The 21,771-nt window shown below is 45.9% G+C and carries 17 protein-coding genes; 4 read left to right on the forward strand and 13 right to left on the reverse strand.

Going from position 1 to position 21,771, the window contains the following annotated elements:
- Positions 1-19: 19 nt before the first annotated feature.
- The 10 genes from DW121_RS12725 to DW121_RS12770 all read right to left on the reverse strand — a co-directional run bounded on the left by DW121_RS12725 (position 20) and on the right by DW121_RS12770 (position 11,573).
- On the reverse strand, positions 20-940 hold the full coding sequence (locus DW121_RS12725; protein WP_117711935.1) for an NAD(P)-dependent oxidoreductase: 921 nt from the start codon (positions 938-940) through the stop codon (positions 20-22).
- Positions 941-1,056: 116 nt separating this feature from the next.
- On the reverse strand, positions 1,057-2,124 hold the full coding sequence (gene serC, locus DW121_RS12730; RefSeq protein WP_118323984.1) for a 3-phosphoserine/phosphohydroxythreonine transaminase: 1,068 nt from the start codon (positions 2,122-2,124) through the stop codon (positions 1,057-1,059).
- A 327-nt stretch (positions 2,125-2,451) separates the two neighbouring features.
- Complete coding sequence (locus DW121_RS12735) at positions 2,452-3,798, reverse strand: DEAD/DEAH box helicase (protein ID WP_118323985.1); 1,347 nt, start codon at positions 3,796-3,798, stop codon at positions 2,452-2,454.
- A gap of 221 nt (positions 3,799-4,019) precedes the next feature.
- Positions 4,020-5,294, reverse strand: coding sequence for an NADH:ubiquinone reductase (Na(+)-transporting) subunit F (nqrF, locus tag DW121_RS12740; RefSeq protein WP_117711942.1), 1,275 nt, complete (start codon positions 5,292-5,294; stop codon positions 4,020-4,022).
- A 17-nt stretch (positions 5,295-5,311) separates the two neighbouring features.
- Positions 5,312-5,938 carry an NADH:ubiquinone reductase (Na(+)-transporting) subunit E gene (gene nqrE / locus DW121_RS12745; protein ID WP_117711943.1) on the reverse strand — a complete coding sequence of 209 codons (627 nt, stop codon included), beginning with the start codon at positions 5,936-5,938 and terminating at the stop codon, positions 5,312-5,314.
- 101 nt (positions 5,939-6,039) lie between these two features.
- The gene (locus DW121_RS12750; protein WP_117711945.1) at positions 6,040-6,675 is read right to left on the reverse strand and encodes an NADH:ubiquinone reductase (Na(+)-transporting) subunit D; all 636 of its coding nucleotides are present in this window, start codon (positions 6,673-6,675) and stop codon (positions 6,040-6,042) included.
- 4 nt (positions 6,676-6,679) lie between these two features.
- Positions 6,680-7,369, reverse strand: a complete 690-nt coding sequence (locus DW121_RS12755) for a Na(+)-translocating NADH-quinone reductase subunit C (protein WP_117711946.1) — start codon at positions 7,367-7,369, stop codon at positions 6,680-6,682.
- Between the two features lie 16 nt (positions 7,370-7,385).
- Entirely contained in the window at positions 7,386-8,558 is a 1,173-nt protein-coding gene (locus tag DW121_RS12760) for an NADH:ubiquinone reductase (Na(+)-transporting) subunit B (RefSeq protein ID WP_117711948.1), read from the reverse strand.
- 121 nt (positions 8,559-8,679) lie between these two features.
- Entirely contained in the window at positions 8,680-10,029 is a 1,350-nt protein-coding gene (locus tag DW121_RS12765) for a Na(+)-translocating NADH-quinone reductase subunit A (RefSeq protein WP_118323986.1), read from the reverse strand.
- 143 nt (positions 10,030-10,172) lie between these two features.
- Entirely contained in the window at positions 10,173-11,573 is a 1,401-nt protein-coding gene (locus DW121_RS12770) for a C1 family peptidase (protein ID WP_118323987.1), read from the reverse strand.
- A gap of 188 nt (positions 11,574-11,761) precedes the next feature.
- On the opposite strand from DW121_RS12770, the gene DW121_RS12775 reads away from it, so the two are divergent.
- The 3 genes from DW121_RS12775 (at position 11,762) to DW121_RS12785 (ending at position 16,966) form a co-directional block, all read left to right on the forward strand.
- Positions 11,762-12,964 (forward strand): BamA/TamA family outer membrane protein, encoded by a 1,203-nt coding sequence (locus tag DW121_RS12775; protein ID WP_117711954.1) that lies wholly within the window; start codon positions 11,762-11,764, stop codon positions 12,962-12,964.
- Positions 12,965-13,069: 105 nt separating this feature from the next.
- Positions 13,070-14,260, forward strand: coding sequence for a glycosyltransferase family 2 protein (locus DW121_RS12780; RefSeq protein WP_117711956.1), 1,191 nt, complete (start codon positions 13,070-13,072; stop codon positions 14,258-14,260).
- 12 nt (positions 14,261-14,272) lie between these two features.
- The gene (locus tag DW121_RS12785) at positions 14,273-16,966 is read left to right on the forward strand and encodes an ATP-binding protein (RefSeq protein WP_117711958.1); all 2,694 of its coding nucleotides are present in this window, start codon (positions 14,273-14,275) and stop codon (positions 16,964-16,966) included.
- 83 nt (positions 16,967-17,049) lie between these two features.
- Here DW121_RS12785 and DW121_RS12790 read toward each other — a convergent pair whose 3' ends face one another.
- The 3 genes from DW121_RS12790 to DW121_RS12800 form a co-directional block, all read right to left on the reverse strand.
- Positions 17,050-18,825, reverse strand: a complete 1,776-nt coding sequence (locus DW121_RS12790; RefSeq protein ID WP_117711961.1) for an oxaloacetate decarboxylase — start codon at positions 18,823-18,825, stop codon at positions 17,050-17,052.
- A 171-nt stretch (positions 18,826-18,996) separates the two neighbouring features.
- Complete coding sequence (locus DW121_RS12795; RefSeq protein ID WP_005653557.1) at positions 18,997-19,500, reverse strand: RNA polymerase sigma factor; 504 nt, start codon at positions 19,498-19,500, stop codon at positions 18,997-18,999.
- A gap of 351 nt (positions 19,501-19,851) precedes the next feature.
- On the reverse strand, positions 19,852-20,481 hold the full coding sequence (locus DW121_RS12800) for a trimeric intracellular cation channel family protein (protein WP_117711964.1): 630 nt from the start codon (positions 20,479-20,481) through the stop codon (positions 19,852-19,854).
- A gap of 81 nt (positions 20,482-20,562) precedes the next feature.
- Between DW121_RS12800 and DW121_RS12805 the strand changes: the two genes are divergently transcribed.
- A complete protein-coding gene (locus DW121_RS12805) occupies positions 20,563-21,657 on the forward strand; it encodes a UDP-N-acetyl glucosamine 2-epimerase (protein WP_117711966.1) in 1,095 nt (364 codons plus the stop codon).
- Positions 21,658-21,771 lie beyond the last annotated feature (114 nt).

Here is a 21,771-nt window from a genome sequence, read left to right on the forward strand (position 1 = left end):
GATTATTAAAGAATCTATTTTACTTATTAACGCGGAACTTCTCGCAACCGTCTTTCAGGAAACCAACAATCTGCTTGGCAGCGGCAATACCTGCATTAATATTGGCTTCGGCAGTCTGTGCACCCATCTTTTTCGGTGTAGAGAAATAACGGCCGGCAAACTTGGCGGCAAAAGTCTCATTGGCCGCAGGCATAATGTCAGTCATATATTTCAAGTCGGCACGTTCTTCCATGAGCTGAATCAGTTCGGCTTCGTTGATAACCTCCTTACGGGCAGTATTTACCAACAAACCGCCTTTCGGCATTTGGTTCACCAAAGCATAGTTGATAGAGTTTTTGGTTTCTGCCGTTGCTGGAATATGCAGGGAAACGACATCACAAGTAGAGTAAAGCTCCTCGGCTGAAGCGACAGCCTTTACACCGTCTTTCTCAATAACTTCTTTCGGACAGAAAGCATCGAATGCGTAAATGTCCATGCCGACACCTTTGGCGATACGTGCCACATTACGGCCTACATTACCGTAAGCATGAATACCCAGCTTCTTACCCATCAGTTCCGTACCGGAAGTACCGTTGTACATATTGCGGACAGCCATTACCATAAGTCCGAAAGCCAACTCGGCTACGGCATTAGAGTTTTGGCCCGGAGTGTTCATCACACATACATTGTGGGCAGTGGCGGCTGCCAAGTCCACATTGTCATAACCGGCACCGGCACGTACCACGATTTTCAATTCTTTGGCGGCATCTAAAACCTCGGCATCAATAATGTCGCTACGGATAATAATAGCATTGGCATCCTTCACAGCTTCCAGCAATTTTGCTTTATCACCATATTTTTCCAGCAAAACAAGTTCATAACCTGCTGCTTCAATTTCTTTGCGAATACCGTCTACTGCAACTTTTGCAAACGGTTTGTCTGTTGCAACTAATACTTTCATGATTTAATGGTATTAAAAAAGATTCACCACAGAATCACACAGAGTTTCACAGAGTTTTCCTTTTCATTTTAATCTCTGTGGGACCCTGCGCCCTCTGTGGTGAATAAATAATATTGTTAATGAAGTTTCTCAAATTCCTGCATACAATCTATCAAGGCTTGTACGCTTTCTTTCGGCATAGCGTTGTAGCAAGATGCACGGAAACCACCTACAGAACGGTGTCCCTTGATGCCTACCATACCTCTTTCGGTTGCGAATTTCAGGAAGTCGGCTTCAAATTCTTTGTATTCGGGAGCCATTACAAAACAGATGTTCATACGAGAGCGGTCTTCTTTGGCAGCAGTACCCACAAACATCTTGTTGCGGTCTATCTCGGCATACAGCATATCTGCCTTTTCGATGGCGCGACGTTCCATTTCTTTCACACCGCCCTGAGCCTTAATCCAGCGCAAAGTCTGCAATGCAGTGTAGATGGGAACAACCGGAGGAGTATTGAACATAGAGCCGCCGTCAATGTGGGTCTGATAATTCAGCATGGTCGGGATGTAGCGTGACACCTTACCTACCGCATCATTCTTCACGATAACGAAAGTTACGCCCGCAGGAGCCAGATTCTTCTGTGCACCGCCATAGATACAGATGTATTTAGACACGTCGATAGGACGAGAGAAAATATCAGATGACATATCGGCAATCATAGGTACATTTACATCCAAGTCTTCTTTCAGTTCCGTACCATAGATGGTATTGTTTGTTGTGATATGGAAATAATCCGCATCGGCAGGTACTGTGTAGTCTTTCGGAATATAAGTATAAGTGGCTTCAGCAGAAGAGGCAACTTCTACAACCTCGCCAAAACCTTTGGCTTCTTTCATTGCCTTCTTAGCCCACACGCCGGTGTTGAGGTAAGCAGCTTTCTTTTCGAGGAAATTGAAAGGAACCATGCAGAACTCCATACTTGCACCACCGCCCAAGAACAATACCGAATAACCTTCGGGAATGTTAAGTAGTTCTTTGAACAGTGCTACGGCTTCGTCCACTACGGGCTGAAAGTCCTTAGCACGGTGGCTAATCTCCATAAGAGAGAGACCGGATCCATTGAAATCTAAAATAGCCTTCGCTGTATCCTCTATCACCTCACGCGGAAGAATGGAAGGTCCTGCATTGAAATTATGCTTTTTCATTTGAAGTTTGTTTTGGTTATACAATTTCGTTCATTTTGTGTCTTACGACATGGCGAAATTACGGAATTATTTCTGTATTGCAAATCTTTCCTTATAAAAATCCTTCTTTATTGCGTATTTACCTTACTTTTTATTGGTATATACAAGAAATATACACCAATCTGTTATGTATACTTACCAAAAAAGGTGTTAAAAGGTAAACTGAAAGATAGAAGCGGAAATAACTTTCTACTAAGAATGAAAACTGAAAAGAAAGTGCATAATTATCAGAAACAAATCATCTCCTTATGCTTAATAACATTGCCCTATATGCTTAATAACATGAGGCTACCGGGCTTCTTCTATCAGCGTTTTCATGCCTTTTATCTTTTCACCGCGCAGCAGCGTAAGCAGTTGCTTCACTTTGCTGCGACGAACCGCCACAAAAGCATAATGTTCTTTTACGTCCACCTGCCCCACATCTTCGCGCACCAGTCCACCTTTCTTATATAAGAATCCAACGATATCCACCTTGTTCAACTTATCCTTCTTGCCTTTACCTATATATAAGGTAGTCCAGCGAGGTTTGGCAGGCTTCGGAGTTTGCTCCGGCAATTCGAATACGGGAATTTCCTCCGGAAGATAGTCCGGAAGGCGTTCTTCCGTGTGGAGAAGAAGGAAAGATGAACCGCGTGCTTCCCAGCGTGCCGTACGTCCGTTGCGATGTGTAAAGGCTTCTTCGTTGACAGGCATATGGTAGTGCACCACATTATCGATGCCCGGAATATCCAGCCCGCGTGCGGCAAGGTCGGTAGATACCAAGACGGGGCAACTGCCGTTACGGAACTTGTAAAGCGCCCGTTCACGGTCGTCCTGTTCCATACCTCCATGAAATGCGTCACAAGGAAACTTCTTTGACCTCAAGTAGGTGGCCACGCGCTCCACACTTTCGCGATAGTTCACGAACACCAATGTAGAATGGTCGCCAAGCGTACAAAGCAGGCGATACAACGTTTCCAGTTTATCTTTGTCGGGAGAAATCACCTTCTGTAAGTTCAGGCGTTCAGAAACGGTTTCTTCCGAAAGGAAGTTCAGCTTAATGACCCGTGACGACGATGCAACGCCGTCGGACACTTCCCCTCCCACTCCTGCAAACAGCGGAATCTCCTCGGCATCCGTAGCCGAAAGCAGTACACGCTTCTTCAGAACAGGTAGCTGCCCGATAACTTCCGCCATTTCATCGTGGAAACCGAACTCAAGACATTTGTCAAACTCATCTATCACCAGCGTAGTGACGGAACGGGCATCAAAGTTCTGCTTCCGCAAATGGTCGTTCATACGACCGGGAGTACCGATAATAACAGCCGGATTAATACCTTTCATCGTGCGGTGCTCCTCCATTGCAGGGCGTCCGCCATAACAACTCATTGCCTTGAAAGGCACACTCATCGACTTGAATACAGTTTCTATCTGCAAAGCAAGCTCACGCGAAGGAACAAGCACTACTGCCTGCACGCCTTGTACGTCTGCCTTAAGCGATTGCACCAACGGCAGCAAGAATGCCAGTGTCTTGCCCGAACCTGTGGGCGACAACAGAACGAGGTCTTTATCCAACCGGTAAGCATTCTGCGCAGCCTCCTGCATCGGAGTGAGCTGTTCTATTTGTAAATTACGTAGTATATCAGATTGTTCCATAGCATCCTTTTATTTAATGGAGCAAAGATAAGAAAAGAAATCCGTTTGATAGGCTTGATAATATTATTTGATACGCTTGATAATTCGATTTGATGTACATCAAATAGTCATATCATCCGAAGCGCCCCGCTACATGGTTATAAAAAAACTCCGGCAAGAGCCAAAGCCCTACCGGAGTTTCTTCACTATTTTACTATTATGTGTCTTAACAACGCATCATCTTATCCGCCGAAGTTATCGAACATCAAGTTCTGAGCCGGAACGCCGAGATCGTCGAGCATCTTCTCAACGGCTTTGGACATCGGGCCGGGACCGCACATATAGTATTCGATGTCTTCGGGAGCTTCGTGGTCTTTCAAGTAAGTCTCGTAGATTACGTTGTGAACGAAACCCGGAGTATACTTCACGCCCGCTGCATCGGCTGCCGGATCCGGACGGTCCAGCGCAAGGTGGAACTTGAAGTTGGGGAAATCCTTTTCTATCTGCAGGAAGTCTTCCAAGTAGAACACCTCGTTCAGCGCACGTGCACCGTAGAAGTAGTTCATCACGCGGTCTGTAGTGTGCAGCGTCTTCGTGAGGTGCATAATCTGTGCACGCAACGGAGCCATACCGGCACCACCACCAATCCACATCATTTCTTTCTTGGAGTCGAAAATCGGGTGGAAGTCTCCGTAAGGACCGCTCATGATAACTTTGTCACCCGGTTTCAAGGTGAAGATGTAAGATGATGCGATACCCGGCATTACATCCATGAAGCCCGGACCTTGGTCTTTCGGTTTGAACGGTGGAGTAGCAATACGTACCGTCAACATGATGCGGTCACCCTCTGCAGGATAGTTAGCCATGGAGTAAGCACGAATGGTCTCTTCATCATTGCGGCACTTCAAGCCCAACAGACCGAATTTCTCCCATGCAGGCAGATATTCTTCACCGATAAGAGATTTGTCGATGTCCTTGTCATAATCCATGGAGTATTTAGGAATCTTAATCTGTGCATAAGAACCCGGTACGAAGTCCATGTGCTCACCCTTAGGCAACGCAACGATAAACTCCTTGATGAACGTAGCCACGTTCTTGTTGGAAATAACCTCGCACTCCCACTCTTTTACACCGAGTACAGATTCGTCGATTTTAATTCCCATGTCACTTTTCACCTTCACTTGACAACCCAAACGCCAATGGTCTTGGATTTGCTTACGGCTAAAGTGAGGTATTTCGGAAGGCAGAATCTCACCGCCGCCTTCTACAACCTGACATTTGCACTGTCCGCATGAACCCTTACCACCACAGGCGGAGGAGAGGAACACACCGTTTACAGACAGTGTATTCAGCAGCGTCGAACCGGAAGCGACTTCCAATTCCTTGTCGCCGTTGATTGTCAATTTCACATTACCTGAGGGAACCAAGAATTGCTTGGCTACCAACAGAATAATCACAAGCAGAAGAACAACCACGAGGAACACTCCAATGCTTGCTAATATCATATTCATATCCATTGTCTTATTCCTTTCTTTTAGATGTTCAAACCAGAGAAACACATGAATGCCATTGCCATCAGACCTACAGTGATGAAGGTGATGCCCAAGCCTTTCAGCGGGGCAGGTACATCAGAGTAAGCCATCTTCTCGCGGATAGCAGCCAAACCTACGATAGCCAGCAACCAGCCGATACCCGAACCCAGTGCATAAGAGATAGAATCCCAAACGTCACCGATGAACTTCGGATCGCTCTCGCCTACGTTGATACGTTGCTGCATGAAAAGTGATGCACCCATGATGGCGCAGTTCACGGCAATCAACGGCAAGAAGATACCCAGTGAAGCGTAGAGCGAAGGGCTGAAACGTTCCACAATCATCTCTACCAACTGAACGATAGCGGCAATCACGGCAATAAAAAGAATAAAACTCAGAAAGCTGAGGTCGACGCCCTCAATAATGGCATTGGGACCCAGCACTTTCGTTTGCAACAAATAGTTGACCGGAAGTGTCACCACCAACACGAAAGTTACGGCGATACCCAGTCCTACGGCTGTCTTTACATTCTTTGATACGGCCAGATAAGAACACATACCGAGGAAGAATGCAAATATCATATTGTCCACAAAGATGGAGCGGACGAATAAACTTAATAAATGTTCCATAATTCTTTTAATTAAGAACTAAGAGTTAAGAATCAAGAATCTCCATACAGCGCACAGCACCGACCCATTCTTCATTCATCATTCTTCATTCTTCATTTATATTACTTTTCCTGCAATTCTTTATGACGTGCACGTTGATACCAGATGATGCAGGCACAGAGAATCAGCGCCATAGGCGGCATCAGCATCAAACCGTTGTTCACATAACCTATCTTCTGCAAAGGCTCGTAATTAAGGATGTTGAAACCGAGCAACGTACCCGAACCCAGCAACTCGCGGAAGAAAGCCACGATAACCAGAATTTTGGCATATCCCAAACCATTGCCCACACCGTCGAGGAAGGATTCCCACGGACCGTTCTGCATGGCAAATGCTTCCAAGCGGCCCATGAGGATACAGTTTGTGATAATCAAACCTACGTATACGGAAAGCTGCACGCTTACGTCGTAAGCAAAGGCCTTCAGAATCTCACTTACAATAGTTACCAACGCTGCAACCACTACCAACTGAACTATGATACGGATACGGTTGGGGATAGTCTTGCGCAACAATGAAATCACTACATTGGAGAATGCCGTAATCACCGTTACGGAAAGTCCCATTACGATAGCCGGTTCCAACTTGGCGGTAACGGCCAAGGCAGAACAGATACCCAGCACCTGTACGGTGACGGGGTTGTTCAATCCAAGCGGAGTAGAGAATACTTCTTTATTCTTTTTTGAAAACAATGATCCCATATTCTTATTTCTCCTCATTATTATTAGTTAAAAAGTTCTTGTAGCTGTTCAGACAAGTTTTCAGCATGGCATCCACACCCACAGAGGTGATAGTACCGCCTGAAATACCGTCTACCTGATAGTCAGGCTTCTCTACTTTTCCGTTCTTCACAACGCCGAGGGCGATTTCACCATTCTCCAGTGTTTTCTTGCCGGAGAACTCTCCCTGGAATTGGGCGGTTGCAATTTCGGCACCCAAACCCGGAGTCTCGCTGGCATGAGAGAAATAGACGCCGTAAACGGTATCCTTGTCGCTGTTCAGGGCAACATAGCCCCAGATAGCCCCCCAAAGACCTGCGCCGTAAACAGGGAATACATATTTAGTCTCTCCATCCACCTCGGCAACGAATACGTGCAAACGGTGGTTTTCCTTAGCTTCCTTTTCGTAAGCAGTGGCAAATGCGTCGGTGTTCTCGGTCAGCGTACCGTCCTCGGTCATCAACATATCGCCCTTAATGTACTTATTATATTCTGCATCAGCGTCCTTCACATCTTTGATATTAAGGGCGGCAAGAATTTGCTTCTTCGTGTCCAGCTCTACGTTCTTGTTCTGGGTAGCACGCAGAGAAGAGCTTACGAATGCCAGCAGAAATGCAACGATAACAACCATTACCGAAGCATAAATGATAGTATAACTATTACTATTGGTATTCATTTCTTTTTCCGGTATTTTAATTGTTAGACTTAGCGGTTGCACGTTTCTCGCGACGACTGATGTTACTCTGTACCACACAATAGTCAATCAGCGGAGCAAAGATATTCATCAGCAGGATGGCAAGCATCATGCCTTCGGGATAACCGGGATTCAGCACACGGATAATGATAGCCATTGCACCGATAAGGAATCCAAAGATGTACTTACCTGTTTCCGTACGGGCAGAAGTTACAGGGTCGGTAGCCATAAATACAGCACCGAAACAGAAACCGCCCAATACGAGGTGTTCGTACCACGGCATATGAGCCATTGCAGTGTCCGGGCCGATAGTATTGAATACCCATCCCATGAATGCACCACCCACAAATACGGAGAACATAGTTTTCCAGCTTGCGATACCTGTCCACAACAGCAGGATAGCACCGAGGGCAATGGCAATAACACTAGTCTCACCGATAGAACCCGGAATAAGACCGGTCACCATATCCCACGAGAATTCCGGATAAGCCCCCGCAGTAGCTGCGGCTCCCAGCGGAGTGGCAACGGTGAGTCCGTCCACCGTCTGTCCCAAACCGAAAATGCTGTCGCCCGATACCCAAACGGCATCACCGGACATTTTTGTAGGATAGGCGAAGAACAGAAAAGCACGTGTAATCAAAGCTACGTTGAACACGTTCATACCCGTACCGCCGAATACTTCTTTGGCGAAAATTACAGAAAATGCAGTGGCTACCGCCAGAATCCACAACGGACAGTCTACCGGCACAATCATCGGAATCAAGATACCCGAAACCAAGAAACCTTCCTGAATTTCTTCCTTCTTCCATTGAGCCACAACGAACTCAATACCCAGACCCACTACATAAGATACTATGATTTTAGGCAATACTGCCAGGAAACCGTAAGCAAACATTTCGATAAAGCTTCCGGTAGCACCGGTAGCGTGGAAATGCTGGTAACCTACGTTATACATACCGAACAGCAGTGCCGGTATCAACGCAATAACCACCATCGACATGATGCGTTTGCTGTCAATGGAGTCGTGAATATGCGTTCCCGATTTCGCAGTGGTGTTGGGCACGAACAAGAATGTCTCGAAGCCGTCGAACACCGAACGAAATGCGTGGAATTTGCCGCCCTCTTCAAAGTTCGGCTTTATCTTGTCGAGATAATTTCTTAACGCTTTCATTTATTAAATTGATAATTGAGAATTGAAAATTGAGAAATAGGCTGAGCTGTATACACTCCACAGTTTATATCGCAATGTTTCAACTATCATTTTTTTATTCTTAATTTTTAATCCCTAATTTTTACGCCATTTCGGCACGAAGCATATCAAGTCCGGCGCGAACAATACGTTGAACTTCGACTTTGGAAGAGCATACAAATTCGCAAAGCGCGAAGTCTTCGGGAGCTACTTCGTAGATACCCAAAGCTTCCATGCGGTCGATATCTCCTGCAATGATAGCTTTCAACAGATATTCGGGGAAGATGTCCATGGGGAACACACGGTCGTATTCGTTGGACATAATCATATGACGTTCGCCACCCTTGATACGGGCATCGATTACATATTCTTTCTTGCCCATCAACCAGCTGAAATAAGAGCGGTTGACACTGAACTGATTGAAACGCGGCATAATCCAACCCAACATTTCGTGAATTTCATCTCCTTCGGGGATTACGGTCAGCTGACTGTCAAAAGCACCGAGGAAACCGTTGGGAGAAACCTTCTTACCCGTCAGTACATTACCGCTGATGTAGCGCAGGTCTTTATCGGTGGTTACGTTACCCTTAAAGACGTTGGTCAGCAATGCACCTACCTGTAGTTTGCAGTAAGCGGGTTTCAGCACTTCGCTGCCTGTCACGGCTACGGTGCGAGTGAGGTCTACGCGACCGGTGTTCATCAAACGCCCGATAAAGAGTACGGCTTCCGCGCCGATAGTCCATACTGTCTCACCTTTTACTACGGGAGAGATGTGATTGATTTGCACCCCTACGTTACCTGCCGGATTAGGTCCGTCAAATGCAGTGACAGTAACGTTCTTTGCCTGCACGAGTGCGGCTGCCTTTTGTTTTACACTGATGTTCAGATAGGTCTTCGCCATTCGGGCCAAAGCGTCAAGTCCTGTCTGGAAGTTTGTCTCTTCGCCTTTCAAAGCGAATTCGAAATCGGGAGCCAACGGATTGCTGTCGAAAGCTGAAATGAAAATAGCTTTCGGAGTTACCGTCGGATCAGCAATTACATCGTACGGACGTTGGCGGATAAAAGCGAACATACCGGCTTGCAACAATGCTTCCTTTACTTCCTGCGCGCTCATCTTGGACGGATCCATCTTGCCGAACTCCTCGTAATCCTGCTCAGCGGCAGCTTCTACCACGATGTTCAGCACCTTACGACGTGCACCGCGTTCCACGCTTGTCACTACGCCGCTTACGGGCGAAACAAATTTCAATTCAGGATGATTCTTGTCGATAAACAAGGGTCCCCCGGCCATTACATACTCCTGTTCTTTCACCACCACTTTCGGAGTGATACCTGTAAAGTCATCGGGAACCAACGAGTAGAATCCCGGCTCTTTTACAGACATAAACTCTTCGGCAGCTTTGCCTTTCAGGTTGATGTCAAGGCCTTTGCGTAACTTAATTACATTTGCCATGCGTTTATATAAAATAATGGTTTCATTAATTTGCCCGCAAAAGTAGCAAAAAAGAATGTGAATAAAGAGCAAAAAAGAAAGGAATTACGGAGAAATTTCCGTAATTCCTTTCGTTAACGAACACGAAGAGAAATTCCTACCTTTTATTCCTCTTCCGCAAACATCGGGTCCCATGCAGGCAAACGGACAGGCTTTTGTTTGAAAAGTTCCATTATTTTGGCTGGTACGTATTTGGTCTCCACTACCAAACGGAACATATATTCATTGAACCAGTCGTCCGTCATAATAAGGTGACCTTTGTATCCGCTGTCAGCACCCCAACTATTTTCAACCATCCATTTGACAGGTTTCCCTCCTTTATCCAAGTCTACTGCCATTAGGGTCATGGCGTGGGAAGAGCCGCTGGAGAAAGTTTGAATACGTTGCTTCTTGTCCATTCCGAAAGTTGTGCCCATGAGCGACTCGTAGTCATAGTTTTTCACATCAAGCAAACCACGTTCAGAGTTCAGGAACTTACCAACATCGCAAGAGAAATACATCATGGTACTATCTTTCAGTGAGGCGATAGCCATTTGCTTGATATCCTCTACGGGCAGATTGACATAAGTCCAGTTCTTGCCGTCATAGCGATGACGGTCGTAGTCTATTTCATAACATTTATAATACTCGCGACTGGGGTCATTCATCAGCATCACATAATTAGTGAGCAATTGTTTGTCGCCGTACTTCTCAAGGAAAGACATCGGAGTGTGATGCTCTGTTTCCACCGGATTGCCTTTGGCATCGGTACGCACGTAGTCGAACTCCGTAGGCGGAATACCTAAATTCAGCACCAGCATACGGTAGATAGTACCAAGCATAGCTGTTTTCTCTTTCTCCAAAGCAGCAGGCTTGACACCTTTGGCAGCAAAGTCGCGGAGTTGGAGGGCATACTCTTTCAGTTTCAAAGTGATAAGATTGGCCATACGGGCTGTATTCTCGCTACTGTTGGTTTCCGGCATGGCACACTTGGGTACAAGACCGTACTTAGAAACAATATCCGCCACTCCGGTGAATGTGCCTCCATCGCTTAGCGGGTGTTTCAGAAGCCATTCTACGGTTTGGTCTTCCAGCGGACTCTCGGCGGTATCGATAATACCTTGCAGAAAAAGATTGGATTTTTCCAACTGGTCCCAGAAGAAAGGATATATCTCCGAAAACTCGAATGATTGGAACCCATATTGTGCAAGAGTCTTGGCACGCATTACATTCAGCCCTGTAAAGAGCCAACAACGACCGGAGGACTTTTGGTCGGTAATGCCTTTGGAGTCTACCTTAATAGAGAAATGAGTGTCCATACCCTGCATATTCTCTTGGTTGAGCGCCAATTTACGGATGTCGTTATTGCCAATGGCATTGCGTAGTGCCTTGTCGGAAGCCGCTCCTCGATAACTCTGTTGGATTTGGTTGAGCATAGCGGGGCTTATCCCACCTTTGCCATCCTGCGCCTGCAGTGATAACAGTGCAGTGCTGAAAACAATTACAGATAAAATACGTTTATTCATTTTAAAATATATGTTATGTTAATCAATATATACGTTTTGCTTTGGGAATTTCATTCCGTATAGAATCATAAAAGAGCAAATGTAGTGTCTTTTTTGATAATTTTAGTGTCCTCTTTTAGATTTATTATCTATTCTTCTCAAAACCAATTCAAATAAATTAGTTTTCTTTGCAACCACATTCGTACAATATGAAAAGATATATACTGAGTATATTTACTCTGCTGCTGGTAATTACGACTGTTTCAGCACAAGAAACAAGCATTACGACGGCCAACGACACTACTCCCGTATTGACCAAAAAGGAACTGCGCAAACAAAGGGTGGCTCGCAGAAACTTCCACTATAATATATTAGGTGGTCCAAGCTATACACCCGATTTCGGCGCACTGATAGGCGGAAGTGCGTTAATGACTTTCCGCATGAATCCCAGTGACACTACACAGCTACGCTCGGTACTGCCTATGTCCATAGCCTATATGTTCAAAGGTGGCGTTAATATAATGGTAAAACCGCAACTTTTCTTCAAAGGCGACCGCTTTCGTATCTTCGGAAAATTCGTTTATAAAAATACGGAAGACAACTTCTACGGTGTAGGTTACAATACGAATAAGAATTACGTCCGTAGTGACAGTACCAGTAAATATCGTTACAGTGGCATACAAATCAATCCTTGGTTTCTGTTCCGCTTGGGCCAAAGCAACGTCTTTGCCGGTCCGCAGGTAGACATCAACTACGACAAAATAACCGAACCCGCCAAGTACCTCATCGAAGAACCCGATTACATAGCAGCCGGTGGTACGGCCAACGGCTACAAAAACTTCAACTCCGGCCTGGGCTTCCTCTTGACATACGACAGCCGAGACATTCCCGCCAATGCCTACAAAGGCATATACTTGGATTTCCGAGGTATGATGTACAGCAAAGCTTTCGGCAGTGATAATAATTTCTACCGTTTGGAATTGGATTACCGCCAATACAAATCCGTAGGCCACCGCAAAGTGTTCGCATGGACTGCGCAAACCAAAAATGTATTCGGCAACGTCCCCCTCACCCAATATTCACTGACCGGTACGCCCTTCGACCTGCGAGGCTACTATATGGGACAATACCGTGACAAATCCTCACACGTGGTCATGGCTGAATACCGCCAAATGATAAACACCGACCGCAGTAACTGGATAAAGCGTATGTTGCACCATATCGGATTCGTAGCATGGACAGGATGCGGATTCATGGGGCCCACCATGGGCAAGATTGAAGGTGTGCTGCCCAACTATGGCATAGGGCTGCGCATCGAAGTGCAGCCACGTATGAATGTGCGTCTGGACTTGGGCAAAAATACAGTAAATAAGCAAACGCTGTTCTACTTCAACATGACAGAAGCGTTTTGAGTAGTTAATAAATTCCTCTTTTTCCTTGCACCTCCAAAAGATTATCTATATTTTTGGGCATTAATCCCGAACCCCTGACATAGAAATATTAGAAATCTAATACGGATGAAGACTTGCATTATTATCTTTTGGATAAGTTTATTCATTGTATTCTATACCTATATAGGGTATGGAATGATTCTTTATATCTTGGTCAAGCTAAAGGAATGTTTTCGTAAAACGATTATCCCGCCCCTGCCGGCAGATGACTTGCTTCCCGAACTGACCCTGTTCATTGCCGCCTACAACGAAGAAGATGTCGTAGACGAGAAAATGCGTAACTGCCTTGCTTTGGACTATCCGGCAAACAAGCTGCACATACTTTGGGTGACGGACGGAAGCGACGACCACACCAACGAACATCTCTCACATTGGCCGCAAGCCACCGTGCTTCATCAACCCCAACGGCAAGGAAAAACCGCTGCGCTGAACCGTGGTATCCACTTCGTCAACACACCGCTTGTAGTATTCACCGACGCCAACACGCACCTCAACCGCGAAGCGTTACGCGAGATTGTACACGCATTCACCAATCCCCAAGTGGGTTGTGTAGCCGGAGAAAAGCGTATTGCCGTACAAACCAAAGACAATGCCGCATCCGGCGGTGAAGGCCTTTACTGGAAATACGAATCCACCCTCAAAAAACTCGATTCCCGCCTTTACTCGGCAGTAGGAGCTGCCGGAGAACTGTTTGCCATTCGCCGTGAACTGTTCGAGGAGATGCCTGCAGATACGCTACTGGATGACTTCATCCTCTCCCTGCACATCGTGATGCGTGGATATACCATCGCCTATTGCGCCAATGCCTATGCCACAGAAAACGGTTCGGCAGATATGCACGAAGAAGAAAAACGGAAAGTACGTATCGCTGCCGGAGGACTGCAATCCATATGGCGTCTGCGCGCATTGCTTAATCCGCTACGCTACGGTGTATTTTGTTTTCAATATATTTCCCACCGCGTACTGCGTTGGTCTCTTGCTCCTATTTTATTGTTTTTATTACTCCCTCTCAATACGATTCTTATTTTTACGACAGATTCCCCCCTACTCTATGCCACTATCTGGCTGCTGCAAACGCTGTTCTACCTCATGGCAAGCTGGGGCTATTACCTGTCAAAAAAACATATAAAAAATAAGATACTCTTTGTTCCTTATTATTTCCTTTTCATGAATGTCAATGTTATCCGTGGCTTCAACTACCTGCGCAAACGCCGGGGGCAAGCTGGCGGTGCCTGGGAAAAAGCACGAAGGGCATAAAACAAGAGAACTATGAAAAACATCCTAAAAAACGCAGAGAATGCCGAAAAGCTGTTGAAACTGACATCAGACACCATGATCTTACTGGACAAAAACGGCATCTGCGTGGACATCGCAGTGTACAACGTCGATCTATGGTTTCTGAAAGAAGACCGGTTACAAGGTAAGAATATCCTCCAATTATTGCCGCCTTCCACCTATCGGCAGGTCCGCCCTGAATTCGAGAAGGTACTTGTACACAGAAAAATATCCATTCAGAATTATGAACTGACTATCGGCGACAAAACCTACTTCTTCAAGTGTATCATGCGCCCCTACGAAGATATGGTGCTCTGCCAATACCGTGATATCACAGAACGAAGCCAGCGCAAACTGAAACTGGAGAAGAATAACTACGAACTCAACGAAATACAGAAAGCCGCCCTTATCGGAAGGTGGCGATACGACTCCAACAAAACCAGCTTTGGCTACTCTGGACACAGCGGAGTGATGTGTACGGAAGAAAAGCAGGAGATACAACTTGGAGAATATATGGAATACGTCCTGCCCGAAGACCGTGACGTATTCGGCAAGTGGCTGATACGAAACCTACAAGGGAACCTCGAAGAAAGCGTGGAATATCGTATTCACTATCAAAAACAAGTATACTATATCCGCCTGAAAACTTTCTCACGTGAAATACACAAAAATGGAAGCACTATATTGGAAGGCTATATACAAAACATTACCGATATACAGCAACGACGCAATGACATCAATTTACTGACACATGCCATCAACAACTCTGCGGAAGACATATTTGCCGCTCACGAGGACGGTATGCTCGTTTTTGCCAATCGCCGTTTCAGACAGCATCATAATATCGGAATAACAGACGACATCACACAGATAAATATCTGTCAGTTGGATGCATATCCTCAAGGTGAAGAAGGGTGGAAAAAAGTCATAGCCTCCGTAAATAAAGGAGAGGAACATAACGGATTTATTCTTCCAAAGCCCCTGCCTCTGCACCCCGAAGTCCTGGCTATGGAAGGGAATGCCTACTGGGTGACCAGCGACAAGGGAGAGGACATTTTATGGGCCTTTGGCAGAGACATTACCCTACGCATCAAAAACGAACAGCAAATCAAGCGATTCAGCCAAATCCTGGATAAGACGATTGAAAACCTACCTGCCGGCATCGTCGTAAAGGACATTGAAAACGGTTTCAGATACCTGTACCGCAACCGCGAATCATACAACCGCAATATCCCCATGAAAGAAGCATTGGGCAAGGACGATTTTGACTTCTACCCCCTTGACATTGCACAAGAAAAGAGAAGACAGGACATCGAAATAGCCAGAACCGGAATCGAAAAACACTGGATTGCCGAGGAACACGACCAGAACGGCAAGTCCATCTTCTTGGATAAACGAAAGATGCGCATTGACAGCAACGACTTCCCCCCTATCCTATTGAGTATTGAATGGGACATCACCGAAATGGAGCGAATGAAGCGCGAACTCCTCGTTGCCAAAGAAAAAGCGGAAACCTCCGACCAATTGAAGTCCGCCTTCCTCGCCAATATGAGCCACGAGATACGTACTCCGCTCAACGCCATTGTAGGATTTTCCAGAATCATCGCCGAAAGCACCGATGCCGAAGAACGAAAAAATTACTACGACATTGTGGAAGCCAATAACGAAAGGCTTCTGCAACTGATTAATGAAATTCTGGACCTCTCCAAGATAGAAGCAGGTATGGTAGAATTCACCATCACCCCCGTCCGTCTGCATCCGCTCTGCAAGGAAATACACGATGCGCTGAAATTCCGCTGCCCGTTGGGAGTGGAGCTCATCTACGAGCCCTCAGAGGAGGATATTGTTATCGAAGGAGACAAGAACCGCATTTTCCAAGTAGTATCCAACCTCATTGGCAATGCCTTTAAGTTCACTACAAGCGGTAGTGTCAGCTACGGATATTGCCGCAAAGGAGACGAAATAGAATTTCACGTTAGCGACACCGGTATAGGCATTGAAGCAGACAAGCTGAGTAAGGTTTTTGAACGTTTTGTCAAAGTGAACAGTTTTGCACAAGGCACAGGTTTAGGATTATCCATCTGCAAAACCATCATCGAGCGGCTGGGCGGCACTATATCCGTCAGTTCGGAAATGGGAGAAGGAACGACTTTCATTTTTACTTTACCCTCACCCACAAAGAAAGAAGAAGTAATGCAAACATCATCCGAGCTACCTGAAAATAATTCCGGTGTATCTGACGCTACGGAACAGAGAAGTAATCCCTCCGGTTCTGACGCAGAGAGCATAGGAGTACAAGAGCCCGCAACATTAAAAGCTTCCGAAGAACTCAAATCCCCGACCATATTGGTGGCCGAAGATACAGACAGTAATTACATCCTCGTCAAGGCCATTTTAGGAAAGTCATACCACTTGGAGCGCGCCAAAGACGGCATGGAAGCCATAGCCATGTTTGAGGAACTACATCCGGAATTGATTCTAATGGATATGAAAATGCCTAATCTCGGAGGGTTAGATGCCACAAAAATCATTCGTGAGCTTTCGCCCAAGACACCCATAATCGCCCTCACCGCCTATGCTTACGAACAAGACAAACAAGCGGCCTTTGATGTCGGTTGCAATGAATTCCTCACAAAACCCTATACACAGGAAAAGCTTAAAGGGCTGATAGAAAAATACTTGAAATAGTGATTTACGAGTAGTGGCTAGTGATTAGCAGACTGCGCTATTATGTCGCAAGGTACTAACCGCTAACCACTACTTTTCCTGTTTTATGCAAAGATATCACTTCGCTGGATATATGCTATAACATCTCCCTTGTTGACGTTAGCGCCTTGCTGAGCACATACTTCAACAACACGACCTGTAAATCCGGTCATTACTTTTTCATACTCACCCCACGGCGTAGAGAGATAGCAGAATATCTCGTCATGCTGATACTTGCGTCCGATAAACGGTGCTGCAGACGGACCTTCTACAGAAACTTCCCAAAGCACCTGTCCTTTGGATGGAGCTATGATAGGATCGGCTTTAGCGCGTTTCAGCTTCCTTATCTCCTCTTCCGAATATCCGCTCTTTGCCATAGCCGCATCTTTAACACGTTCCAGTTCATCCCGGAAACGCTTCTTGGCAGCACCCGACTTATAGTCGCGATACTGACGATCGTGCATGGCCAATTCAAAGAGTTCCTCCTCATCATCACCATATTCCCAACCATTTTCATCCATTTCTTTACGATACTCATCCAGAGCGTCCGGATAGTTGGACTGAGGATCCGTATCAACAAACTCGTACCCTTTGGACCTGGCAAGTTCTATGATTTCAGAGGCCAGTTCACCCGGCAAACGTCCGCTTTTGCCCAAAATCATATCCCAAGTATGGTTATCAATCATCGTCCAGCGTTCTTCGCCTTTCACCAGCTGCATCACGTTCATCAACGCAACATTCTTGACGTATTGGCTGAAGGGGGTTACCAAAGGCGGATAACCCAATTTAGGCCATACATATTCCACTTCGTCAAAGAGCATCACCAACAAGTCATCTATACTGAGTTCCGGTTGATTTTTTCCTTTCAATATCATGTTGATGCCGGAATGCACCCCTTTCAAATCAGCCATCATGGACCCCATCATACCACCCGGCAGCCCGCACTTCAAGAGCAGGGATGACATATGCTTATTGGTTGGGTCCATAAAATAACCGAGAAAATCGTCGATAAATTCCTGTGTCATGGCACGTGCCTTCATGTAAGCCTTCATATTGATGTCGGGCACTTGGAAGCCTTTATCACGCAACATGGCTTGTACTGAAATAACATCCGGATGCACCTTTCCCCACGACATAGGTTCCATAGCTACATCTATAATGTCGGCTCCGTTTTCACAGACTTCGAGAATAGAAGCCATTGAAAGCCCCGGACCACTATGCCCGTGATACTGTATCAGTACGTCAGGATGTTTTTCTTTGATAGCCTTAGTCAGTTCTCCCAACATACCCGGACGGCCGATGCCCGCCATGTCCTTCAAGCAAATTTCGGGCGCCCCCGCTTCGATAAGCCGGTCAGCAATACCTGTGTAGTACTCCACCGTATGTACAGGCGAATGAGTAATGCAGAGTGTTGCCTGCGGTATCATGCCGGCTTCAAGTGCATAGCGGATGGATGGGATGATGTTGCGTGTTTCGTTCAGTCCGCAAAAAATGCGGGTAATGTCCACACCTTGCGCATGTTTCACTTTGTACATCAGCCGGCGTACATCGGCAGGTACGGGATACATACGCAATGCATTCAGTCCTCTATCTAACATATGGGTCTGTATGCCGGCATCATTGAAAGGTTTGGTAAAGGCACGGACGGCCTTGTTCGGATTCTCACCATAGAGAAGATTCACTTGCTCGAAAGCGCCACCATTAGTCTCGACACGTGCGAAACAGCCCATTTCGATAATCAACGGTGCGATACGCACCAACTGGTCTACTCGCGGCTGGTATTTACCGGACGACTGCCACATATCGCGGTAAACAAGACTGAATTTAATTTCTTTTTTCATTGCAATAGGTTATTAACTATTTGTTCATCAGGTTAACTTGGTATATACAAATATAAAGGATTATTCTAACATATAGTCAAAATAATCCTATAAAAATTCACTTAAAAGATATGTTTTATATCATTTAGTAAATTGAGAATTGGGATTTTCAAATTCTCAATTCTCAATTTACTAAATAAAATCCTTCAATTCTTCCTGCAGCTTCTGTCTGGTGAAGAAGATGCGGCTCTTTACCGTTCCGAGGGGTAATCCAAGGCGCTCGGCAATCTCACGGTATTTAAATCCGGAAACGTGCATGGAAAAAGGAACTTTATAATCACGTGGCAATGAATTGACAATGCGGTGCATTTCCTTCAGGTCGTAAGCGCCTTCGGTACTTGCAAAACCGGAATCTTGCGGCATACTCAGATGATACAGATTATCAGTCTGATCGACGAAAGTCTGTTCGCGCACTATTTTTCGGTAGTTATTAATAAAGATGTTACGCATGATGGTATACATCCAACCTTTAAAATTGGTGTCAGGTTCGTATTTGTCCTCATTATCCAAGGCTTTAAGAGAGGTCTCCTGCAACAAATCATTCGCTTCTTCCCGATCGGCCGTCAATTTGTATGCAAAGCGAAGCAGTTCTTCTTGCACAGCAAGCAAATCTTTTCTAAAACTGTAAGTGTTCATACTTTGCTAATTTTTTTTATGGTTAATAATCGTTTAGGTTTAGTGGTTGCAAGTATACGGAAGTTTCCAAGTCTTGAGGGATGAAATACGGGCATTCTTTAGGGTGAAAACTATCACTTGACAGATTTCACCCCCTATTTTGACAGTTTTCAGGTTAGCAAAAGGTAACGTAACCCGGTAAAAAGTACAATTTTATCGCTAATTTATAACAATATTACCATAAGATAAACAAAAATATGGCTAAGGAGAGTACAAACGCAGGTAGACCTATAAAAAACATTTGCCTGTAATGAAAGCGGATTGTCATTTCAGGCAAACACAAACACAGAAAAAGGGTTGGAAAAGTCAGCTTTATTTCCCTTCTCCCTCTTCGTCATTACCCGTAAGTATAGGCAGGCAAATTTTATATTTCACAGCCAAAATACGGGTAATGAATACCGATATTCCGCCTATCACCTGACAACCGTAGGAGTGCATACCCAACAGTTCACATATCCAATAGGCCGTACCTCCCACTACACATGCCATCGCATATATCTCTTTGCGGAAAATAAGAGGGATTTCATTGATAAAGACATCCCTTATCACACCGCCTGCCGCTCCGGTGATGCTTCCCATGATGATTGCCACCCAAAACGGATAGCCCAATGCTAAACTCTTGCCCACGCCCACCACCGTAAACAGCGCCAGGCCGATTGTGTCGAAGATAAAGAATGTATTGTGCAGATGAATAAGATGCTTCCCGAAAAAAATAACCCACAACAAAGCGAGTCCGGTACATATCAGATAAATGGGATCTGTCATCCAGCCGGGGGTGACATCCAGCAGAAGGTCACGTATCGTACCACCGCCAATGGCCGTAACGAAGCCCACCACGTATGCGCCGAACCAGTCGAAACGCTTTGCCGAAGCCAGACGTATGCCGCTGATAGCAAATGCAAACGTACCAATGAAGTCGAGTATCTGAACAAATGTTGGCATGAGAGTATTTCTTTTTTTGCAAAGTAACAAATAAATTCCCTAAGAAAATGTATTTTTGTCTCACCAATTTATATATCAGCAATGAAAATAACTATCGTATCGGGCGCACGTCCCAACTTCATGAAAATTGCTCCCCTCTGCCGTGCCATTGACGCCGCCAGAGAGACAGGTAAAAACATCTCCTATCGCATAGTCTACACTGGTCCTCAGGATGATACCACCCTGGATGCCTCGCTCTTCTCTGACCTTGCCATGCGCAAACCCGATGCCTATTTAGGTATCAGCGGGCGCGACCACTCGCAGGTAGCCGCCTCCATCATGCTCGCTTTCGAACGTGAGCTCAACGAGCATCCCGCCCAAGTAGTACTCGTTGTGGATGACATGACCGCCACCATGAGCTGTGCCATCGTAGCCAAAAAGCGCGGACTGAAAGTGGCACACGTCATTGCCGGTACGCGTTCGTTCGACATGAATATGCCTCGTGAGGTAAACCGCACCATCGTAGATGCCATTTCCGACTATCTCTTCACTGCCGGAATGATAGCTAACCGAAACCTCAATCAAGAGGGAATGATACCGGAATACATCCATTACGTAGGCAATATTCTCATCGACACCATTCGTTACAACCGCCACCGCCTGATACAACCGCTTTGGTTTTCCAGCCTCGGACTGCGCAAAGGCAATTACCTATTGCTCACCCTCAATCGCCACGATCTGTTGGAGAAGAAAGCCATACTCTCCTCCCTGATGCAGACGCTGGCAGAAAAAGCCGGCGATATGCCTATCGTAGCCCCCATACACCCGTACGTAGAGCGCGCCATCAAATCACTGGGGCTTGATATGCCCCACCTGCATATCCTCCCGCCCCAAAGTTATCTGCACTTCGGCTTCCTCATCAACCAAGCTAAAGGTATAGTGACCGACTCCGGCAACATAGCCGAAGAGGCCACCTTCCTCGACGTACCCTGCATCACACTCAACACTTATGCCGAACACCCCGAGACTTGGCGCATCGGAACCAACGAACTTGTCGGAGAGAACTCCTTCGCTCTTTCCGCCTCCCTCGACAAACTGTTGCACGGCGAATGGAAACACGCCACTCTGCCTGACCGCTGGGACGGACGTACAGCCGAACGCATTGTACAGACATTGATAAATGGAGAAAAGGTATAGGAAAACCATTTCGGAAATCATCCCGCAGGAGACAGATACCCTTGCGGATTAATTATGATATACATCAAAGTCCGTTTTGATGTATATCATATCTGTTTTTCATACGTATGAAAG

This window comes from Bacteroides sp. AM10-21B (assembly GCF_003472565.1).
Lineage (GTDB): Bacteria > Bacteroidota > Bacteroidia > Bacteroidales > Bacteroidaceae > Bacteroides > Bacteroides propionicigenes.